The sequence below is a fragment of the Helicobacter pylori SA37A genome (genome assembly GCF_000476015.1).
In the GTDB taxonomy this organism is placed as follows: Bacteria; Campylobacterota; Campylobacteria; order Campylobacterales; family Helicobacteraceae; genus Helicobacter; species Helicobacter pylori_DB.
Genome location: NZ_CBOO010000014.1, coordinates 1 through 18,306 on the forward strand (window position 1 = coordinate 1; position 18,306 = coordinate 18,306).

Consider the following 18,306-nt stretch of genomic DNA (forward strand, 5'->3'; position numbering starts at 1 on the left):
GCCGCTCAGCATGGCATGGAATTGGGCGTGAAAATCCCCACCATTAACACGGATTACTATTCTTTCATGGGGGCTGAACTAGAATACAGAAGGATGTATAGCCTTTTCTTAAACTATGTGTTCGCTTATTAAAGCTCTTTAAAAAGGGGGCTTGATTAAAGTATTTAAAGGCATTTTAAAAATTAAAGAACTTAACCATAAATCAAGCGATAACTTCTTAAAAGCGATCTTAAGCGATAGCGCAAAGTAATCAAAACCCTATTTTTTAAAATTAAAGAAAAATTTTTTAAAGATTACTACTCTTTTTTGATAAAGTAATCATTTAAAATTTAGGGAGTTTTTCATGGAAGAATCAACAGCGTTTATTTTGGCTCTTGTGGGGCTATTTACCGGCATTACCGCCGGGTTTTTTGGTATTGGTGGGGGGGAGATTGTCGTCCCTAGCGCGATTTTTGCCCATTTTAGCTATAGCCATGCGGTGGGGATTTCGCTTATGCAAATGCTTTTTTCTTCGGTGGTAGGCTCTATTATCAATTACAAAAAGGGCTTATTGGACTTGAAAGAAGGCTCATTTGCTGCACTTGGAGGGCTGATGGGGGCGATTTTAGGGAGCTTTATCTTAAAGATCATTAACGATAAAATTTTAATGAGCATGTTTGTGGTGGTGGTGTGCTACACCTTTATCAAATACGCTTTTTCTAACAACAAAAAGCCAGAGCATTTTGAAGAAATGCATTTTGATTTGCATGCGAATAACAAAACGCCCGAAAAAAAGCGCGCAATCCCCTTTGTGTCTATGGATAGAACGCATGGGGTTTTGATGCTCGCCGGTTTTGTTACCGGCATCTTTTCTATCCCGCTAGGCATGGGTGGGGGGATTTTAATGGTGCCGTTTTTAGGCTATTTTTTGAAATACGATTCTAAAAAAATCGTGCCTTTGGGGCTATTTTTTGTGGTGTTCGCTTCTTTATCTGGGGTCATTTCTCTTTATAATGGGAGGGTTCTTGATGATATAAGCGTTCAAGCGGGGGTGATTACCGGTGTTGGAGCGTTTTTAGGGGTGGGCATTGGCATTAAACTGATTGCTTTGGCTAATGAAAAGGTGCATAAAATCCTGTTGCTCCTCATTTATGCCTTAAGCATTTTAGCGACTTTACACAAGCTCATTATGGGGTAAATCTAAAAACGCTCAAGGGCATTTTTAAAATTAATATCAAAAAGCTTTCTAAGAGCAAGCGGTAATCTCTAAAAAAGCGCTTCTTTAGGGTTAGGGGATTTAGTTTGGAGGTTGTAATGGATAACCCCCTACCCCCTTAAAAAATGAGTTTGAAACAAAAAATAAAATTAAAAACCCCATTTTTAAAAAATAAAAAGTTTTAGTTATCCTTATTTGATGAGAACAGAGCCAAAAAATACATTTTTTAAATGACTTCTTTTAAGAGATAAATATTTTATAGGGGTTTTTTTTGAATAAGAATAGTTAAAAAACAATCAGTTAAGGTGATTTTTAGCGTTTTTTAAAATAACCCATAAGACAACCCAAACGCTTAAACCCCCCATTTTAACCCCCTTAGGGGGCTTAGTCATCACCCTTTAATGCGACTTTTTATCTTGGATGTATTTTTTCAATTCACCCTTTTTGATATAAGGGATAAACTCGCCATAGCCCTCTTTTTCCATGTCTTTTAAGGGGATAAACCTTAAAGCCGCGCTATTGATACAATACCTTAAGCCCCCCAATTCCTTAGGCCCATCGTTAAACACATGCCCTAAATGCGCCTTACCAATACGGCTTAATACTTCAATGCGCTTCCTGCTAAGGCTCTCATCGTCTTCGTATTTCACCACATCTTTATTGATAGGCTTAGAAAAGCTTGGCCACCCGCAACCGGAGTCGTATTTATCCGCTGAAGAAAATAACGGCTCGCCTGTGGTAATATCCACATAAATGCCCTCTTCTTCTTTGTTGTAATACTCATTTTCAAAAGGTTTCTCAGTGTGTTTGTTTTGAGTCACCTCATACTGGAGTTTGGTGAGTTTTTTCTTTAAAACTTCATCGCTTGGTTTGGTGTATTTATCGCTATCTACAATCACTTCATCCGCCTTTTTCAAATCAATATGGCAATAACCACCAGGGTGTTTCTTCAAATAATCTTGATGATACTCTTCAGCCCTCACATAATTTTTTAAAGGCTCTACCTCAATAGCGATTTTGCCTTTCACTTCTTTTTGCAACGCTTTTAAGGCGTTGTCTATCACTTCTTTATCCGTGCTATTGACATAATAAATCCCTGTGCGATACTGCCTGCCCACATCATTACCCTGCTTGTTCACGCTCACCGGATCAACCACCTTAAAATAATAACGCAACAACTTGTCCAAACTGATCTTTTTAGGATCATAGATCACTTTCACGCTTTCAGCATGATCGCTCTCATGCAACTTTTCATAATTCGTGCTTGAAGTCTTGCCGTTAGCGTAACCAGAGCTTGCGTCTATAACGCCATAAATCCTCTCCATATACGCCTCTAGCCCCCAAAAGCACCCCCCAGCCAAGTAAATCACTCTTTCATCGGTTTTGGGAAGTTTAGATCCCATGTTTTCATTCGCTTGCATAATTGCTCCTATCGCTAAAAAAAGATAAAAATTTTTCAAATAAGATAATACCTTCATTGAATAACCTTTGTTTTGATTTTAATGGTGTTTGCCATTATAACTAAAAAAAATGGTAGTTGCTCTTTAAATTGAGTTTAAATTTTAATAAGACTCTGTTCTATTAGGTAACAAAAGTTAAAATCACATCCACTCAACAATCTTACCCACCACATTGGCCTCATAGCATTTGATAGAGGTTTTTTGACTGGGTTTTTTGGGCAAAATGGCTTTTAAAAAGCCGTAATTTTCCATTTCTTTCAATCTAGCGTTCAAATTAGGGGCTTCTAAAATCCTGCCATTCAAACTCACTTCGCCCAAAAACGCCGTTTTATTGTCAATTTTTCTGTTTTTAAAGCTTGAAAGGATACTGGCAATGACCGCTAAATCGCAAGCCGGCTCGCTAATTTTGATGCCTCCGCTCACATTAATGAACACATCATGGCGGTTTAAGGGGATTTCTAGTTTTTTTTCTAACAAAGCAATAAGCATGTTAAGGCGGTTAGTGTCAAACCCGTTCGCTAATCGTTTGGGCGCTCCAAAACTGCACTCGCTCACCAACGCCTGAATCTCTAAAATCAACGCTCTTGAGCCTTCTAAAGTAATGGTAATCGCACTCCCCTCCATAGGCTCTTCTTTAGAAAAAAACAAGCTTGAAGCTTCTTTAGCGCTCACCAAACCCTGCTCTTTCATTTCAAACAAGCCGATTTCACTCGTAGGGCCAAAGCGGTTTTTAAAACTCCTTAAAATCCTTAATTCCCTACTGGGATCGCCTTCAAAATACAGCACGCTATCTACCATATGCTCTAGCACTCTAGGCCCTGCGATGCTCCCTTCTTTAGTGATATGACCGATGATAAAAATAGCAATATTTCTTGTTTTGGCCAAACGCATGAGCTCAAAAGTGATCTCTCGCACTTGCGAAATAGAGCCGGGCGCTGAAGAAATCTCTGGCGAATAAAGCGTTTGAATGGAATCAATCACGCACGCAAAATAATTTTCGCTTTCTATATTAGCCTTAATCACAGGCCAATTGATTTCATTGAGCAGATACAATTCTTTTTCTATGCAATCTAATCTAGTGGCGCGCATTTTAATCTGGCTCAAGCTCTCTTCCCCGCTCACATACAAAACCTTTTGCTGGTTTTTGGCCAAGCCAGAAGCCACTTTTAAAAGCAGAGTGGATTTCCCCACCCCAGGACTCCCCCCCACTAAATACAGCCCCCCTTTAGCGATTCCACCACCTAAGACAATATCCAACTCGCTTTGAGTGGAAGAAAACTTGATGACTTCTTCATGTTCAATTTCAGCGATAGAAACGCTTTTTTGCGCTTGTGGGAGCGGTTTTTTAAGCGCGTTTAAAACTTCCTTTTGGGTTTGGTTCAATTCTATAAAACTCTCCCATGCGTTGCATTGAACGCACTTGCCCAGCCACTTAGGGCTTGTAAAACCGCAATGCTGACACTCAAATAAAGAAGTTTTTTTAGCCAAAATACCACTCTTTTTTAAAATCACACAGCTAAAGACCAGATAAAAATGGGGTTTTGGTTTTGTTCTATAGCAAAACTGATAAAGCTAAACTAAAAATAAGTTAAAAAGTTATCAAGCGCCATTTTGCTCTATTTTTCTTAAAGCCTTCAAAATATAGCGTTTGATATAAGATCCCACGCTTTCTTCTTCTTCGTTAGCCATTTTCTCTAGTTTTTGGTATTGTTCATCAGAAAAATACAAGCTCACAGCGCGAGTTTTTTTATTAGCGTCTGCTTTTGGTTTGCGTCCTAGTTTATTTTTAGTTCCCCTTAAGTGAGTTTCATCTGTGTTTTCTGTCGTTTTCATCAAGTTCCTTCAATCATCATCGCAAATCGCTTCAAAATAGCATGTTAGCATAAAAGTAGCGCGTAACGAATAATGTCGCAAGCACTAATCATTCCTCAGAGTTTATTAGCACTTCGCTTTAAAAAGGCCTCCACCCCCTAAAAAGTTCAAATCGGTAACACCCTGATACTGCGATCCAATAATTCCTGTAAGGCGTTTTCAATGGCAAATAAAGTCCCAGTAGTCGCGCTCATGCACCCATCGCATGCCCCCATGTAGCGGATATACACATCAATGTAATCATCGCTTTCTTTAATGTCTAAAATCTCTAAATCCCCCCCATCCATCATAAGCATAGCGCGGATATTTTCATCAATGACTTTATCCACGGCTTTAATCTTTTGAACCATAGTCATTTCCCTAAAAGCCAATTCCCCACTTTGGGATTTATTAGCGGTCGCTTTAAGCTTTTCAGCTTCCATTTCTTCGCGCACTTCTTTAAGAATATCCACCAGGTAATAATCCCTTTTTTCATGCCCTCCCGGTCTCACACAGCTTTTACAAAAAGCACCGGCTTTGGTGTAGTTAGTGATTTCTTCAACGCTTTTTAAATCATTGAGCCTAATCACTTCTTTAATCGTGCCTAAACTCACCCTAGCGCACTCGCACACGATGATTTCTTCTTCAAAATCTTCAGCGTTTTTCCCCAAATACATGCCGGCAGCTTTTTTGATCACATCATACGCCATCACCGAGCAGTGCATTTTTTGCCCAGGCACCGCCGGCGTGTCCGGATCGTCTCTCAAGCCTCTTTCCACATCTAAATTCGTGATTTTTACCGCATCTTGGACTCTTTTATTCAAACACAATTCTACCATCATGTCTGAGCTTGCGATCGCTGTTCCGCAACCAAAGCTTTTAAACTTCGCATCAACAATCGTGTCCGTGCTTTCATCTACAAGCCAATACAGCCTCACCGCATCACCGCATGCCTCTGCACCATAATCCGCCACAATGAGTTTAGCGTCTTTGGCTTTAGCCTGCTCTTCGGTGATGACCCCTAAATGCGTAGGGTTGTCCATGCGCCTTTGAACTTCTTTAGAATACGCGTCCCAAAGAACCGAACCCACTAAATCATGTTTTGCCATTTTGATTCCTTTATATTCTTTTTAATAAGAGCTTGAAATGTTTCTCAATCTTATAGCCGCTTGAGAGAAAACTTCAATCGTTTTATCAATCTCAGCTTCCGTGTTAAAACGGCTCAATGAAAGCCTGATAGCGGTATGAGCTAATTCCTTACTCGCTCCAATCGCTACCATTACCGGATTAGCCTCTAAATCCTCACTCGCGCACGCGCTCCCTGTGGAAGCGGCGATATTAGAGCGGTTTAAATCCCACAGCATGGCCTCTCCTTCAATCCCTCTCACGCTGACTAAAGTCGTGTTAGGCACACGATGGATTCGATCCCCCACCACCATCACATCAGGGATTTTCAAAAGCGCTTCTTCTAATTTGTCGCGCAACTTCCCTACCACTTCTTTTTCATAGTCTAAATGCTCTACGGCTAATCTCATCGCTTCGCCCATTCCCACGATATAAGGCACGTTCAAAGTCCCGCTACGCCTGCCATTCATATGCTCCCCGCCATGAAAAAGAGGGGTCAATCCCACCCCACTTCTAATATACAACCCCCCAATGCCTTTAGGCCCATGAAACTTGTGTGCGCTAAAAGAAAGGAAATCCGCATTCGCTTTCAACACATCTACAGGGATTTTACCAATCGCTTGCACGGCATCGGTATGGAACAACACGCCCTTTTCTTTACAAATAGCCCCAATTTCTTCAATAGGGAAAATGAGACCGGTTTCATTATTCGCCCACATCACGCTCACTAAAGCGGTTTTTTCTGTGATCGCTTCTTTGACTTGCTCTGCGGTGATACTCCCATGCTCATTAATGGGCAAGTAAGTAACCTCCACCCCCAAGCTTTCTAAAAAATTGCAAGTGGATCGCACCGCCGGATGCTCTGCAACCGTGGTTACAATATGGTTTTTGCCTTTTTTCAAGCATTCATCAAAATACACGCCCTTTAAAACCCAATTATTGCTCTCTGTCGCGCAAGAAGTGATGATCACATCGTCTATATCCCTAGCGTTAATGCCCTTATAAAGCTTATCTAAAGCTTCTGCAATGGCTGGGTGGGTTTCTGTGCCAAACTGGTGCAACGAGCTAGGATTCCCATAATGATCCCTTAAAAAAGGATCCATGATCTCTTTGACTTTAGGGTCAATCCTAGTCGTAGCGTTATTGTCTAAATAAATTCGTTGTAACAAATGAGTATTCTCCTTAAAAATTTTACATAGATTTTCTTATCTAGGTCTAAATTATGATTAAATACAAGATATTTTCTTAATTTTAACTTAAAATAAGATGAATTTTTGAAAACATTTTGAGAAATGCGATTACCCCCATTAAAAACTAAAAATAGCACCCATAAACCCGCTTAAGGCTTTTTAAGGGGTCTCCCACGCCTGTCTTTCAAAGCCTCTATCCCCCCTTGTTGGTAACGCTTCTCCCACACATAGAGTTTTTGCAATTGTTTTGCGACTTCCTTTTTCGTGGGCTTAATGCCTTTAAGGTTATAAAGAGCGGTGATGATAATGGGCTTTGGGATATTAAACCTTTGGATAAATTCCAAACAATCCTTTTTGAGTTGGGAGTCTTGCTTGTTTTTAGTAATATCCACATGGCTTAAGTATTGCAACACATAAAGGCGTTTTTCTTCATCTTCTTGAGCGATTTCTGGGGCCAACTCCATCCCTTGACCAACGCTTTTAAAAAACCTATTTGAAGCTTCTTGGGGTGTGGGATAAACGCTCAAATAAGTTTCTAGTAGCGAAATCACTCTTTTTTGCTGTTCCAATAGCGCGTCTATCTTGGCACTCAAACGATTTATTTTACTTTCCATGCGTTCAATGGTAACTAGTAAAAATAAATAACTATTTAATCATTAAAAATGATTATTCTAATACCATGCTCCAAATTAAGATGTATTTTTATGATCATGCTACAATAGGAAAACACAAAACGATTTCAAAGAAAAAGGGCTTAAAATGAAAACTTTTGAAGTAATGATTCAAACCGATTCAGAAGGGTATTTAGACGCTAAATTTGGCGGTAACGCTCCTAAAAACTTTCTCAATCCAAACGGCTTACCCACTTATTCGCCTAAAATCTCATGGCAAAAAGTAGAAGGCGCTCAAAGCTATGCGTTAGAACTCATCGATCATGACGCGCAAAAAGTGTGCGGCATGCCGTTTGTCCATTGGGTCGTGGGCAATATTTCTTACAATGTTTTAGAAGAAAACGCTTCCATGATGGATAAAAGGATCATTCAAGGGGTCAATTCGCTCACTCAAGGCTTTATCCGTTCTCCTCTTAATGAAAGCGAAAAACAACGCTCCAACCTCAATAACAGCGTCTATATCGGCCCCATGCCCCCTAATGGCGATCACCATTACTTGATTCAAGTGTATGCCCTAGACATTCCTAAACTCGCCTTAAAAGCCCCTTTTTTCTTAGGCGATTTGCATGACAAAATGCGCAACCATATCATCGCCATAGGGAGAAAGGAATTTTTATACAAGCAGTTTGTGAGAAAATAGGCTATAAGCTTGTAGGTTTAGTTCAATGAACTTGTTTAACCTTAATATTCTTTCATTTTTTTAAAAAGTGGGGTTTTATGCAACCCTAACGAGATGGATTATAACGCTAGAAATTAGAGCTAAAAGCACCAAAAGCTGATTTAAACACGCATTAACTCCTTATCAAACCATTCATTCAACACTACCTATAATTTTTAAAACGCTCCCTAACTTCCTTATCTAACGCCAGCACTTCATCTAAACTAGAGAGCTTGAAAGATTTTTTAGCATACAATTCTAAGGCTTGAGAGATGATTTGAATAAGGCCTCCAAAGGCGATTTCTTGATTTAAAAACTTCTTCATCGCCACCTCATTGCTCGCATTCAGCACCACGCCAAGCTTAGGGTTTTCTAACAACAAGTCTTTATAACGCCACAAAGTGTAGCGCTCCATGCTAATGGGTTCGAATTTAATCGCGCTTAAAGCGTATAAATCTAAGGGCTTGATGGAAGCGTTCAACGAAGCGAATTTGGGGTTAATAGCATAGCTTATGGGTAATTTCATGTCCGCGCTCGCTAAATGCGCGATGACAGAGTTGTCTTCAAACTCCACCAAAGCATGCACGATAGAACTCCTTTCAATCAGCGCGTCAATCTTTAAAGACGCGCCAAAAAGCCAGTAAGTTTCTAAAATTTCAAAAAGCTTATTGACCATGCTCGCTGAATCAATGGTGATTTTATCCCCCATGCTCCAATTAGGGTGCTTGAGCGCGTTTTGCGCGTTTTGAATAGCGATAAGTTCTAAAGGCGTGTCTCTAAAAGCCCCCCCACTCGCGCTAATGATTAAGGATTTAGGCTTTAAAGTCTTGTTTTGCAACAACGCCCACAAGCCAAAATGCTCGCTATCAATGGGCGTGATTTGTGAAATGTCTAATAAATGCCCCGCGCTCACTAAGCTTTCTTTATTCGCTAGGGCTAGTTTTTTGTTAGTTTGTAAGCTTTTAAAGCTCGCCTTTAATCCCGCCACGCCCACAATGGCGTTAATGACTAAATTGGAATCGCACTCTTCTATCATCGCATCAATGCCCTCTAGCCCTACAAACACTTTCGCACCCAAAGGCTCTAAATCATTCAAATCGTTAGGATCTAAAATCGCCACTTTCTTGGGTTTGAAAACTTTGATTTGCTCATTGATTAAAGCGATATTTTTCCCACAGCTTAAGGCTTCTATTTCTACACCAAATTTTTTTGCGATTTTTAGGGCGTTTTTCCCAATAGAGCCAGTGCTTCCTAAAACAACCATTCAATCCCCTAAAAATACCGCCGTCTCTTTCCAAACTTCTAAAAAATACAACAACGCATGCAAGCTTAAAGCCCCAAAAAGCATGGAATCCAATCGGTCTAAAACGCCCCCATGCCCGGGTAAAATCTTACCGCTATCTTTGATCCCGGTCTTTCTTTTCAAATAGCTTTCATACAAATCCCCAAACACCGCCACAAGGGCGATTAAAAAACTAAATAGAAGCGCCATAAGAAAGCCTCCGCTCAATTTCCCCATGCCCACAAATGATCCTAAAACGCTCGCCAAAACAACGCCAATCAACGCACCCTCTAAGGTTTTATTCGGCGAAGTGGGCGTGAAAGGGGTTTTGCCTAAAAGCTTGCCTCCAAAAAACGCCCCCACATCGCTTGCCACCACCACGACTAAAAGCCAAATGATCGCTACTGCACCAAAATCCTTATAAACCCCAAAAAGCGCAAAAAACCCAACGCCCGGGTATAAAAAGGGTAAAATGGCTTCGCTATGGTGCGCTTTTTGATAAGCAATGACGCTAGCCATAACCATCGCGCTGATAAGAGCGCATTCTATAGGGCGCCCGTTAAAATACGCCGCTACCCATGACAACACTAAAATGAGATACAAGCTAAAGCTCGCTTTAACCTGGAACAACCTTAACGCTTCAGAAAACCCTACCGCATAAATCCCCCCTAAAACCGCCCAAAACAACAACAAATTGTCCGCATACAAAATCAAACCTGCTGCAATGATTAAAACAAACCCTGTAATGTAACGAGATTTTTCTTTAAATAACTCTTCTTTCACTTTTTTCCTTAATCAATTAAATACCAGCGAAACCAAACAATAGCTAAACACGCTAATCAAAACAACTCCCACTAAATTAAGCCACAAACCGGCTTTAATCATATCCGTTATTTTAACATACCCAGAGCCATAAGCTATTGCATTGGGTGGGGTGGCTACAGGGAGCATGAATGCGCAAGTCGCGCTCAAGGCTACAGGAATGGTCAATAACAAGCTCTGATGGTTTTCATAACCCATGCCCATCGCCACTCCCCCAATCACCGGTAAAAACGCCGCAGCAGTGGCGGTGTTAGAAGTGATTTCGGTTAAGAAAATGACCATTAAAGTAACCATGACAATGATGAATAAAATCGGTAAATGCGAAAACCCAGAGACCAAATGCCCGATCCACAAACTCAACCCGGTTTTAGAAAATTGCACGCTCAAGGCTAACCCGCCGCCAAATAAAAGCAACACATCCCAAGGGAGTTTTTTGGCAACACCCCAATCAATGAGCCTATCGCCCTGATGGTTAGCGGGCAAAATGAATAAAAGCGCAGAAACCCCCATAGCGATCACTGAGTCAATTTTATCTATCTTAATGCCCCAAGATTTTAAAATCGTATCTAAAAAAATCCACCCTAAAGACGCTAGGATAAAAATAACGCCCACAGAGATTTCCGCTTGACTCAAACGGCCTAGTTTGTTTAACTCTAATCTAACGACTTCCTTACCCCCTGGGATTTCTTTAATCTTTAAAGGGAAAATCACATAAGTGAGCAAGAGCCACGCTAAAATGAGCATGATAAAGGCTAATGGTGTTCCAAACACCATCCACTGAGCGAAATCAATTTCAATATTGAAAGCGGTTTTCATATAGCCGGCCAATAAAGCGTTAGGCGGCGTGCCAATCAAAGTGCCTAAAGAGCCAATAGAAGCCGCATAAGCGATGCCAAGCATCAAGCAAATGCTAAAATTCGTGCGATAAATGGTGGTCTTTTCTTGAATCACTTGAGCGATGTCCTTACCTTTATGCACGATATTGCCCATAATACCCCCATGCGCTTTGGTGATTTCTTCTTTTTGATACCATGAATGAGAGGCGTTTTCTTTACCCACCAGTTTAGCGACTAATTGCAAAACGCTCATGCCAACAGGAAACATCATCACCGCCGTTGCGGTATTGCTCACCCACATAGACAGAAAGCCTGTGGCTATCATGAAACCTAAAATCAACCTCCTAGGGCTTGTGCCTACCAATAAAATAATGCTTAAAGCGATGCGCGTGTGCAAGTTCCATTTTTGCATGCTTAAAGCTAAAATAAACCCTCCCATAAAAAGAAAGATAATGGGCGATGCGTAAGAAGAGCTAACGCTAGAGAATTGATCCACGCTAAAGACGCTAAAAAGCACCAAAGGTAAAAGCGCGGTTGCAGGCAGGTCAATGGCTTCAGTCATCCACCATATCCCCATTAAAACAGCCACCCCAGCCACAACAGGCATCGCCTTATAATTTAAGGAACTAAGCTTGGGGATTTCTTCTACAATGTGAGACATTTGAGCGTCTAAAGCGTAATAGACTACAAGCGCGATTAACGCCCCTCCTATTAACCCCAACAAGCGTACGATCTTGGTGCTTTTATCATCAGCGTTCGTATCGGTATGCGTATTGGCATGCGAATGATTTTCCATGGTGTTTTACCCTTTAAAATTACTAACCTACATGCTACAATAAAACTTTTTTAAAACTAGGGTTTTAGAAAAATAATATCAAAACTAGGAAAAGAAGTGGTAAAAGAAAGTGATATTTTAGTGGTTGGTGGGGGGCATGCAGGCATTGAAGCGAGCTTGATTGCGGCCAAAATGGGGGCTAGAGTGCATTTAATCACCATGCTCATAGACACGATCGGTTTAGCGAGCTGTAATCCGGCCATTGGGGGCTTGGGTAAAGGGCATTTGACTAAAGAAGTGGATGTGTTAGGGGGGGCTATGGGGATTATTACGGATCATAGCGGTTTGCAATATCGTGTGTTAAACGCTTCTAAAGGGCCGGCGGTTAGGGGGACTAGAGCGCAAATTGATATGGATACTTACCGCATTTTTGCAAGAAATCTCGTTTTAAACACCCCTAATTTGAGCGTTTCTCAAGAAATGACCGAAAGTTTAATCCTTGAAAACGATGAGGTAGTGGGCGTAACCACAAACATTAACAACACTTATAGAGCTAAAAAAGTGATCATCACCACAGGCACTTTTTTAAAAGGGGTGGTGCATATTGGCGAGCACCAAAACCAAAACGGGCGCTTTGGGGAAAACGCCTCTAATTCTTTAGCCTTGAATTTAAGGGAACTTGGCTTTAAGGTGGAAAGGTTAAAAACCGGCACTTGCCCAAGAGTGGCCGGTAATAGCATTGATTTTGAAGGATTAGAAGAGCATTTTGGGGACACAAACCCTCCCTATTTCAGCTATAAAACCAAAGATTTTAACCCCACCCAACTCTCATGTTTTATCACTTACACTAACCCTATTACCCACCAAATCATTAGGGATAATTTCCACCGAGCCCCCCTATTTAGCGGTCAAATTGAAGGCATAGGCCCAAGGTATTGCCCTAGCATTGAAGATAAAATCAACCGCTTTAGTGAAAAAGAACGCCACCAGCTGTTTTTAGAGCCTCAAACCATCCATAAAAGCGAATATTATATCAACGGCTTAAGCACCTCTTTGCCCCTAGATGTGCAAGAAAAGGTCATTCATTCTATCAAAGGCTTAGAAAACGCCCTCATCACGCGCTATGGCTATGCGATAGAGTATGATTTTATCCAGCCCACAGAATTAACCCACACTTTAGAAACCAAAAAAATCAAAGGGCTTTATTTAGCCGGGCAAATCAATGGGACTACCGGCTATGAAGAAGCGGCGGCGCAAGGGCTTATGGCTGGGATTAATGCGGTGTTAGCCCTAAAGAATCAAGCCCCCTTTATTTTGAAGCGCAATGAAGCTTATATCGGCGTTTTGATTGATGATTTAGTCACTAAAGGCACGAATGAGCCTTATAGAATGTTTACCAGCCGAGCCGAATACCGCTTGCTTTTAAGAGAAGATAATACGCTCTTTAGGTTAGGCGAACATGCCTATTATTTAGGGCTTATGGAAGAAGATTTTTACAAGGAATTGAAAAAAGACAAACAGGCAATACAAGAAAACTTGGCACGCCTTAAAGAATGCATTCTTACCCCTAGTAAGGAAGCGTTAAAACGCTTGAACGAATTAGACGAAAACCCTATCAATGACAAGGTTGATGGGGTTGGCCTTTTAGCGCGCGATAGTTTTAGCTTGGAAAAAATGCGCTCCTTTTTTAGCTTTTTAGCCCCTTTAAACGAGCGGGTTTTAGAGCAAATTAAAATTGAATGCAAGTATAATATTTATATTGAAAAGCAACACGAAAATATCGCTAAAATGGATAGCATGCTCAAGGTTTCTATCCCTAAAGATTTTGTGTTTAAAGGCATTCCAGGCCTTAGTTTGGAAGCGGTAGAAAAGTTAGAAAAATTCCGCCCCAAAAGCCTTTTTGAAGCTTCAGAAATCAGTGGGATCACCCCGGCGAATTTAGATGTTTTGCATTTATACATCCATTTGCGAAAAAACTCTTAAAGGATTTTGAATGAACGCTTTAGAAATCACCCAAAAGCTCATCAGCTACCCCACCATTACGCCCCAAGAGTGCGGTATTTTTGAATACATTAAATCGCTTTTTCCTGCTTTTAAAACCCTAGAATGTGAAAAAAATGGCGTGAAAAACCTTTTTTTATACCGCATTTTTAACCCCCCCAAAGAGCATGCAGAAAAAGAACATATAAAAGAAAAGCATGCAAAAGAAAATGTTAAGCCCTTGCATTTTTCTTTTGCAGGGCATATTGATGTCGTGCCTCCTGGAGATAATTGGCAAAGCGATCCCTTTAAACCCATTATTAAAGAGGGGTTTTTATACGGCCGTGGGGCGCAAGACATGAAAGGGGGCGTGGGGGCGTTTTTGAGCACGAGTTTAAATTTTAACCCTAAAACCCCTTTTTTGCTTTCTATTTTACTCACGAGCGATGAAGAAGGGCCAGGGATTTTTGGCACAAAACTCATGCTAGAAAAACTCAAAGAAAAAGATTTGCTGCCCCATATGGCGATTGTGGCTGAACCCACTTGTGAAAAAGTCCTAGGCGATAGCATCAAAATTGGCCGAAGAGGCTCTATTAATGGCAAACTCATTTTGAAAGGCATTCAAGGGCATGTGGCTTACCCGCAAAAATGCCAAAATCCTATTGATGCGCTCGCTTCGGTTTTACCTTTGATCTCAGGAGTTCATTTAGACAATGGCGATGAATATTTTGACCCTTCAAAATTAGTCATCACCAACTTGCACGCAGGGTTAGGGGCTAATAATGTGACTCCAGGGAGCGTAGAAATTACCTTTAATACGCGCCATTCTTTAAAAACCACCAAAGAGAGTTTGAAAGAATATTTAGAAAAAGTTTTGAAAGATTTACCTCACGCTTTAGAATTAGAGTCAAGCAGTTCGCCTTTCATCACGGCTTCTCATTCAAAGCTTACCAGCGTTTTAAAAGAAAATATTTTAAAAACATGCCGCACCACCCCCCTTTTAAACACCAAAGGCGGCACGAGCGATGCGCGATTTTTTAGCGCTCACGGCATAGAAGTGGTGGAATTTGGCACCATTAATGACAGGATCCATGCCGTTGATGAAAGGGTGAGCTTGAAGGAATTAGAGCTTTTAGAAAAAGTGTTTTTGGGAGTTTTAGAGGATTTGAGCGAGAAATGAATGGGGAGTTTTGGCGTAAGGGTTTTATTTTTAATACCAACGCCTTTTTCGCTGGCAAAAACCACCAAACCAACTCAAGCTTTAGCACGCTAGTATCCATTTATTATAGCCTTATAAGAGTGGGGCAATGCTTGACAAAGTAACCAAAGCTTGCTACAATTTTTTATGCCCTTTTTTGTTTTTGTAGTTTTTACATGCTCCTGTTGTTAAAAATTAAAATTCTTAAGGGCTTTTACCAAGCCACTCTTAAAGGGGTGGCTCAATCAACTTTTTAAGACAAACTCTTTTAAGCCCTATCTTTAGAAGTATCCCTTTTGGCATGGCAATTAAGATCAAACAACACGCAGTTAAAAGAAAAATAATTTTTTTCTTTATCTCATCAATAAAGGTTCAATAAGGCTTTAATCGTCAATATTTGATTATAGTTATAGAGAATTACATTTTTTCAATAGGAGATTATCATGCTAGGGAGTGTTCAAAAAACCCTTTTTGGGGTCTTGTGTTTGGGCGTGTTGTGTTTGAGAGGGTTAATGGCAGAGCCAGACGCTAAAGAGCTTGTGAATTTAGGTATAGAGAGTGCAAAGAAGCAAGATTTCGCTCAAGCTAAAACGCATTTTGAAAAAGCGTGTGAGTTAAAAGAAGGTTTTGGGTGTGTTTTTTTAGGGGCGTTCTATGAAGAAGGGAAAGGAGTGGGAAAAGACTTGAAAAAAGCCATTCAATTTTACACTAAAGGTTGTGAATTAAATGATGGTTATGGGTGCCGCCTGCTAGGCAATTTATATTATAACGGACAAGGCGTGTCTAAAGACGCTAAAAAAGCCTCACAATACTACTCTAAAGCTTGCGACTTAAACCATGCTGAAGGGTGTACGGTCTTAGGAAGCTTACACCATTATGGCGTAGGCACGCCTAAGGATTTAAGAAAGGCTCTTGATTTGTATGAAAAAGCTTGCGATTTAAAAGATAGCCCCGGGTGCATTAATGCAGGATACATGTATGGTGTAGCAAAGAATTTTAAGGAGGCTATTGTTCGTTACTCTAAAGCATGCGAGTTGAAAGATGGTAGAGGGTGTTATAATTTAGGGGTTATGCAATACAACGCCCAAGGCACAGCAAAGGACGAAAAGCAAGCGGTAGAAAACTTTAAAAAAGGCTGTAAGTCAGGCATCAAAGAAGCATGCGACGCTCTCAAGGAATTAAAAATAGAACTTTAGTTTTAATCAAGTCAAGCTAAACATAGCGTTTAGTTGGCTTTTACGCTTTTAATGAGAACACAAACCCCACGAACTAATCTTTTAATTATAATAAGGTCTTTATCGCACCCATTCATTCCCAAACGCCGTTTTTAAATTGGTGTTTAAAGGGTTTAAAGCGCTATTTAAACCCCAAGGGTTTAACCCCTACAACGCTTTCAATAACACGCTGTTTAAGCGCTCATTGAAGCTTTTGGCGTCTTTTAAAGCCCCTTTTTCTAAAAGTTTTGCCCCATCATAAAGCAGCCAAATAAAAGCGCTCAACTGCTCTTTGTCTTCGCATTTTAAGAGTTTTTGTAAAATCGCATGGTTAGGGTTTAATTCCAAAGTTTTTTTGCTTTCAGGCACGCTTTGCCCCATTTGACGCATGAAATTAGCCATCATCGCATTTTGTTCATCGCCTATTAAAGCCACCGCTGAAGTGAGATGGCTAGAAAGCTCCACGCCCTTAATCTCATCTTTAAGATTTTCTTCAAACGCTTTGATTAAATCTTTAAACTGGTTTTTCACCTCATCATTAATTTCTTCTAAACCAAGCTCTTTTAGGCTCTCGCTATGGCTAGCGTCCCTGAAAGGCGTTTTATCGTATTCATTCACGCTTGGCATCACAAACGCATCAATTTCATCGCTCAATAACAAGACATCATAGCCTTTTTGAGCGTATTTTTCTAAAATCGGGGACGCCTTTAATAAATCCAAATTTTCGCCCAAAAGGTAGTAAATGCTTTTTTGATTTTCTTTTAAATTCTCTTTGTATTCTTTTAAAGAAATCCATTTTTCTTTGTCTTTAGAATAGAATCTCAACAATTCCAATAGTTTTTCTTTGTTTTCAAAATCCCCATACAAGCCTTCTTTTAACACTTTCCCAAAAGGCTCATAGAATTTATGGTAATTCTCCTTATCCTTGCTTAATTTTTCAATCTCGCCTAAAATCTTTTTCACTGAAGCCGAACGGATATTGGCTAAAATCTTGTTTTGCTGCAAGATTTCACGGCTCACATTCAAGGGTAAATCTTCGCTGTCAATCACGCCTTTAACAAACCTCAAATAAGACGGCAGCAATTCTTTGTCATCATCAGTGATAAACACCCTTTTAACATAGAGCTTGACCCCGCTTTTATAATCCACCCTAAACAAATCAAAGGGCGCAACGCTAGGGATGTAAAAAAGCGTTGTGTATTCTAAAGAGCCTTCCACTTTATTGTGGATATAGCTCAAAGGCTCGCTGTTATCATGCGCAAACGATTGGTAAAACTCTTTGTAATCTTTGTCTTTCAACTCGCTTTTATTCATTTTCCACAAAGCGCTCGCTTGGTTGATTTGCTCGCATTTTTCTTCTTTAACTTCTTTTTTATGATCCCCTTCGCCTTCCATTTTTGTATCAGTGTAAGTTAAAAAAATAGGGAAAGGGATATGCTCAGAATACTTTTTAACAATGCTATCAATCTCCCAACGGCTCGCAAAATTAGAATCCTCTTCTTTTAAAAAGAGCGTGATTTCTGTGCCTTGCTCCTCTTTGATGCATTCATTGATTTCAAACTTGCCTTTACCATCGCTCACCCACGCATAAGCTTGATCGCTAGTTACTTTTTTGGTTTGAACGACAATTTTACTCGCTACCATAAACGCTGAATAAAAGCCCACGCCAAATTGGCCAATTAGAGCGCTGTCTTTTTTCTTATCCCCACTCAAAGCGCTTAAAAAACTCTTCGTGCCTGATTTAGCGATCGTGCCTAAATGCTCGATGAGATCGTTTTTATCCATGCCTATGCCATTATCTTTAACGCTTAAGGTTTTTTTCTGGCTATCAAAACTCAAATGAATGCTGGGCGTGATCTTTAGCCCTTTTAATTTCTCATCGGTTAGCATCAAATAATTGAGCTTGTCCAAAGCGTCGCTCGCATTAGAAATCAACTCCCTTAAAAAAATCTCTTTATTGGAATACAAAGAGTGGATCATCAGATCCAAAAGCTGGTTGATTTCAGTTTGAAAGGTGTATTCTTGATTAGACATTAACTTTTCCTTCAA

At 40.3% G+C, this 18,306-nt stretch carries 17 protein-coding genes and 1 pseudogene; 7 read left to right on the forward strand and 11 right to left on the reverse strand.

What is annotated here, in order from left to right:
• Together QT76_RS08125 and QT76_RS06665 are read left to right on the forward strand one after the other, a co-directional pair.
• On the forward strand, positions 1 to 132 hold a 132-nt coding region (locus tag QT76_RS08125; protein WP_154213354.1), incomplete at its 5' end, for an outer membrane beta-barrel protein.
• 211 nt (positions 133 to 343) lie between these two features.
• Complete coding sequence (locus QT76_RS06665; protein WP_033617109.1) at positions 344 to 1,177, forward strand: sulfite exporter TauE/SafE family protein; 834 nt, start codon at positions 344 to 346, stop codon at positions 1,175 to 1,177.
• Here the strand turns inward: QT76_RS06665 and QT76_RS08735 are convergent.
• The 7 genes and pseudogenes from QT76_RS08735 to QT76_RS06700 all read right to left on the reverse strand — a co-directional run bounded on the left by QT76_RS08735 (position 1,167) and on the right by QT76_RS06700 (position 7,435).
• A pseudogene (locus QT76_RS08735) lies at positions 1,167 to 1,357 on the reverse strand (hypothetical protein). The gene QT76_RS06665 and the pseudogene QT76_RS08735 sit on opposite strands and share 11 nt — an antisense overlap.
• Before the next feature lie 236 nt (positions 1,358 to 1,593).
• Positions 1,594 to 2,673, reverse strand: a complete 1,080-nt coding sequence (gene msrB, locus QT76_RS06675) for a peptide-methionine (R)-S-oxide reductase MsrB (RefSeq protein WP_033617110.1) — start codon at positions 2,671 to 2,673, stop codon at positions 1,594 to 1,596.
• A gap of 123 nt (positions 2,674 to 2,796) precedes the next feature.
• Positions 2,797 to 4,143 carry a DNA repair protein RadA gene (radA, locus tag QT76_RS06680; protein ID WP_033617111.1) on the reverse strand — a complete coding sequence of 449 codons (1,347 nt, stop codon included), beginning with the start codon at positions 4,141 to 4,143 and terminating at the stop codon, positions 2,797 to 2,799.
• A 111-nt stretch (positions 4,144 to 4,254) separates the two neighbouring features.
• Positions 4,255 to 4,488 carry a ribbon-helix-helix domain-containing protein gene (locus QT76_RS06685; protein ID WP_000858680.1) on the reverse strand — a complete coding sequence of 78 codons (234 nt, stop codon included), beginning with the start codon at positions 4,486 to 4,488 and terminating at the stop codon, positions 4,255 to 4,257.
• Positions 4,489 to 4,634: 146 nt separating this feature from the next.
• Positions 4,635 to 5,615: an iron-sulfur cluster assembly scaffold protein NifU gene (locus QT76_RS06690; protein ID WP_033617112.1), complete on the reverse strand. Its 981-nt coding sequence runs from the start codon at positions 5,613 to 5,615 to the stop codon at positions 4,635 to 4,637.
• A 21-nt stretch (positions 5,616 to 5,636) separates the two neighbouring features.
• Positions 5,637 to 6,800 (reverse strand): NifS family cysteine desulfurase, encoded by a 1,164-nt coding sequence (locus QT76_RS06695; protein ID WP_000941694.1) that lies wholly within the window; start codon positions 6,798 to 6,800, stop codon positions 5,637 to 5,639.
• Between the two features lie 170 nt (positions 6,801 to 6,970).
• Positions 6,971 to 7,435 (reverse strand): helix-turn-helix domain-containing protein, encoded by a 465-nt coding sequence (locus QT76_RS06700; protein WP_033617113.1) that lies wholly within the window; start codon positions 7,433 to 7,435, stop codon positions 6,971 to 6,973.
• A gap of 145 nt (positions 7,436 to 7,580) precedes the next feature.
• Here QT76_RS06700 and QT76_RS06705 point away from each other — a divergent pair, with 145 nt between their 5' ends.
• A complete protein-coding gene (locus tag QT76_RS06705) occupies positions 7,581 to 8,132 on the forward strand; it encodes a YbhB/YbcL family Raf kinase inhibitor-like protein (RefSeq protein ID WP_033617114.1) in 552 nt (183 codons plus the stop codon).
• A 181-nt stretch (positions 8,133 to 8,313) separates the two neighbouring features.
• On the opposite strand, the gene dxr is transcribed toward QT76_RS06705, so the two are convergent.
• The 3 genes from dxr to QT76_RS06720 are packed head-to-tail and all read right to left on the reverse strand — an operon-like array spanning position 8,314 to position 11,886.
• Entirely contained in the window at positions 8,314 to 9,414 is a 1,101-nt protein-coding gene (gene dxr / locus QT76_RS06710; RefSeq protein ID WP_033617115.1) for a 1-deoxy-D-xylulose-5-phosphate reductoisomerase, read from the reverse strand.
• Entirely contained in the window at positions 9,415 to 10,215 is an 801-nt protein-coding gene (locus QT76_RS06715) for a phosphatidate cytidylyltransferase (protein ID WP_033617116.1), read from the reverse strand.
• Between the two features lie 12 nt (positions 10,216 to 10,227).
• Positions 10,228 to 11,886 (reverse strand): SLC13 family permease, encoded by a 1,659-nt coding sequence (locus tag QT76_RS06720; protein WP_033617117.1) that lies wholly within the window; start codon positions 11,884 to 11,886, stop codon positions 10,228 to 10,230.
• 96 nt (positions 11,887 to 11,982) lie between these two features.
• On the opposite strand from QT76_RS06720, the gene mnmG reads away from it, so the two are divergent.
• The 4 genes from mnmG to hcpA all read left to right on the forward strand — a co-directional run bounded on the left by mnmG (position 11,983) and on the right by hcpA (position 16,239).
• Positions 11,983 to 13,848 carry a tRNA uridine-5-carboxymethylaminomethyl(34) synthesis enzyme MnmG gene (gene mnmG / locus QT76_RS06725; RefSeq protein WP_033617118.1) on the forward strand — a complete coding sequence of 622 codons (1,866 nt, stop codon included), beginning with the start codon at positions 11,983 to 11,985 and terminating at the stop codon, positions 13,846 to 13,848.
• A gap of 10 nt (positions 13,849 to 13,858) precedes the next feature.
• Positions 13,859 to 15,025, forward strand: a complete 1,167-nt coding sequence (dapE, locus tag QT76_RS06730; protein ID WP_033617119.1) for a succinyl-diaminopimelate desuccinylase — start codon at positions 13,859 to 13,861, stop codon at positions 15,023 to 15,025.
• On the forward strand, positions 15,022 to 15,168 hold the full coding sequence (locus tag QT76_RS08415) for a hypothetical protein (RefSeq protein ID WP_162971673.1): 147 nt from the start codon (positions 15,022 to 15,024) through the stop codon (positions 15,166 to 15,168). Before dapE ends, QT76_RS08415 begins: the two co-directional genes overlap by 4 nt.
• 318 nt (positions 15,169 to 15,486) lie before the next feature.
• Positions 15,487 to 16,239, forward strand: a complete 753-nt coding sequence (gene hcpA / locus QT76_RS06735) for a Sel1-like repeat protein HcpA (RefSeq protein WP_033617120.1) — start codon at positions 15,487 to 15,489, stop codon at positions 16,237 to 16,239.
• A 186-nt stretch (positions 16,240 to 16,425) separates the two neighbouring features.
• Here hcpA and htpG read toward each other — a convergent pair whose 3' ends face one another.
• A complete protein-coding gene (gene htpG / locus QT76_RS06740) occupies positions 16,426 to 18,291 on the reverse strand; it encodes a molecular chaperone HtpG (protein WP_033617121.1) in 1,866 nt (621 codons plus the stop codon).
• Positions 18,292 to 18,306: the final 15 nt, after the last annotated feature.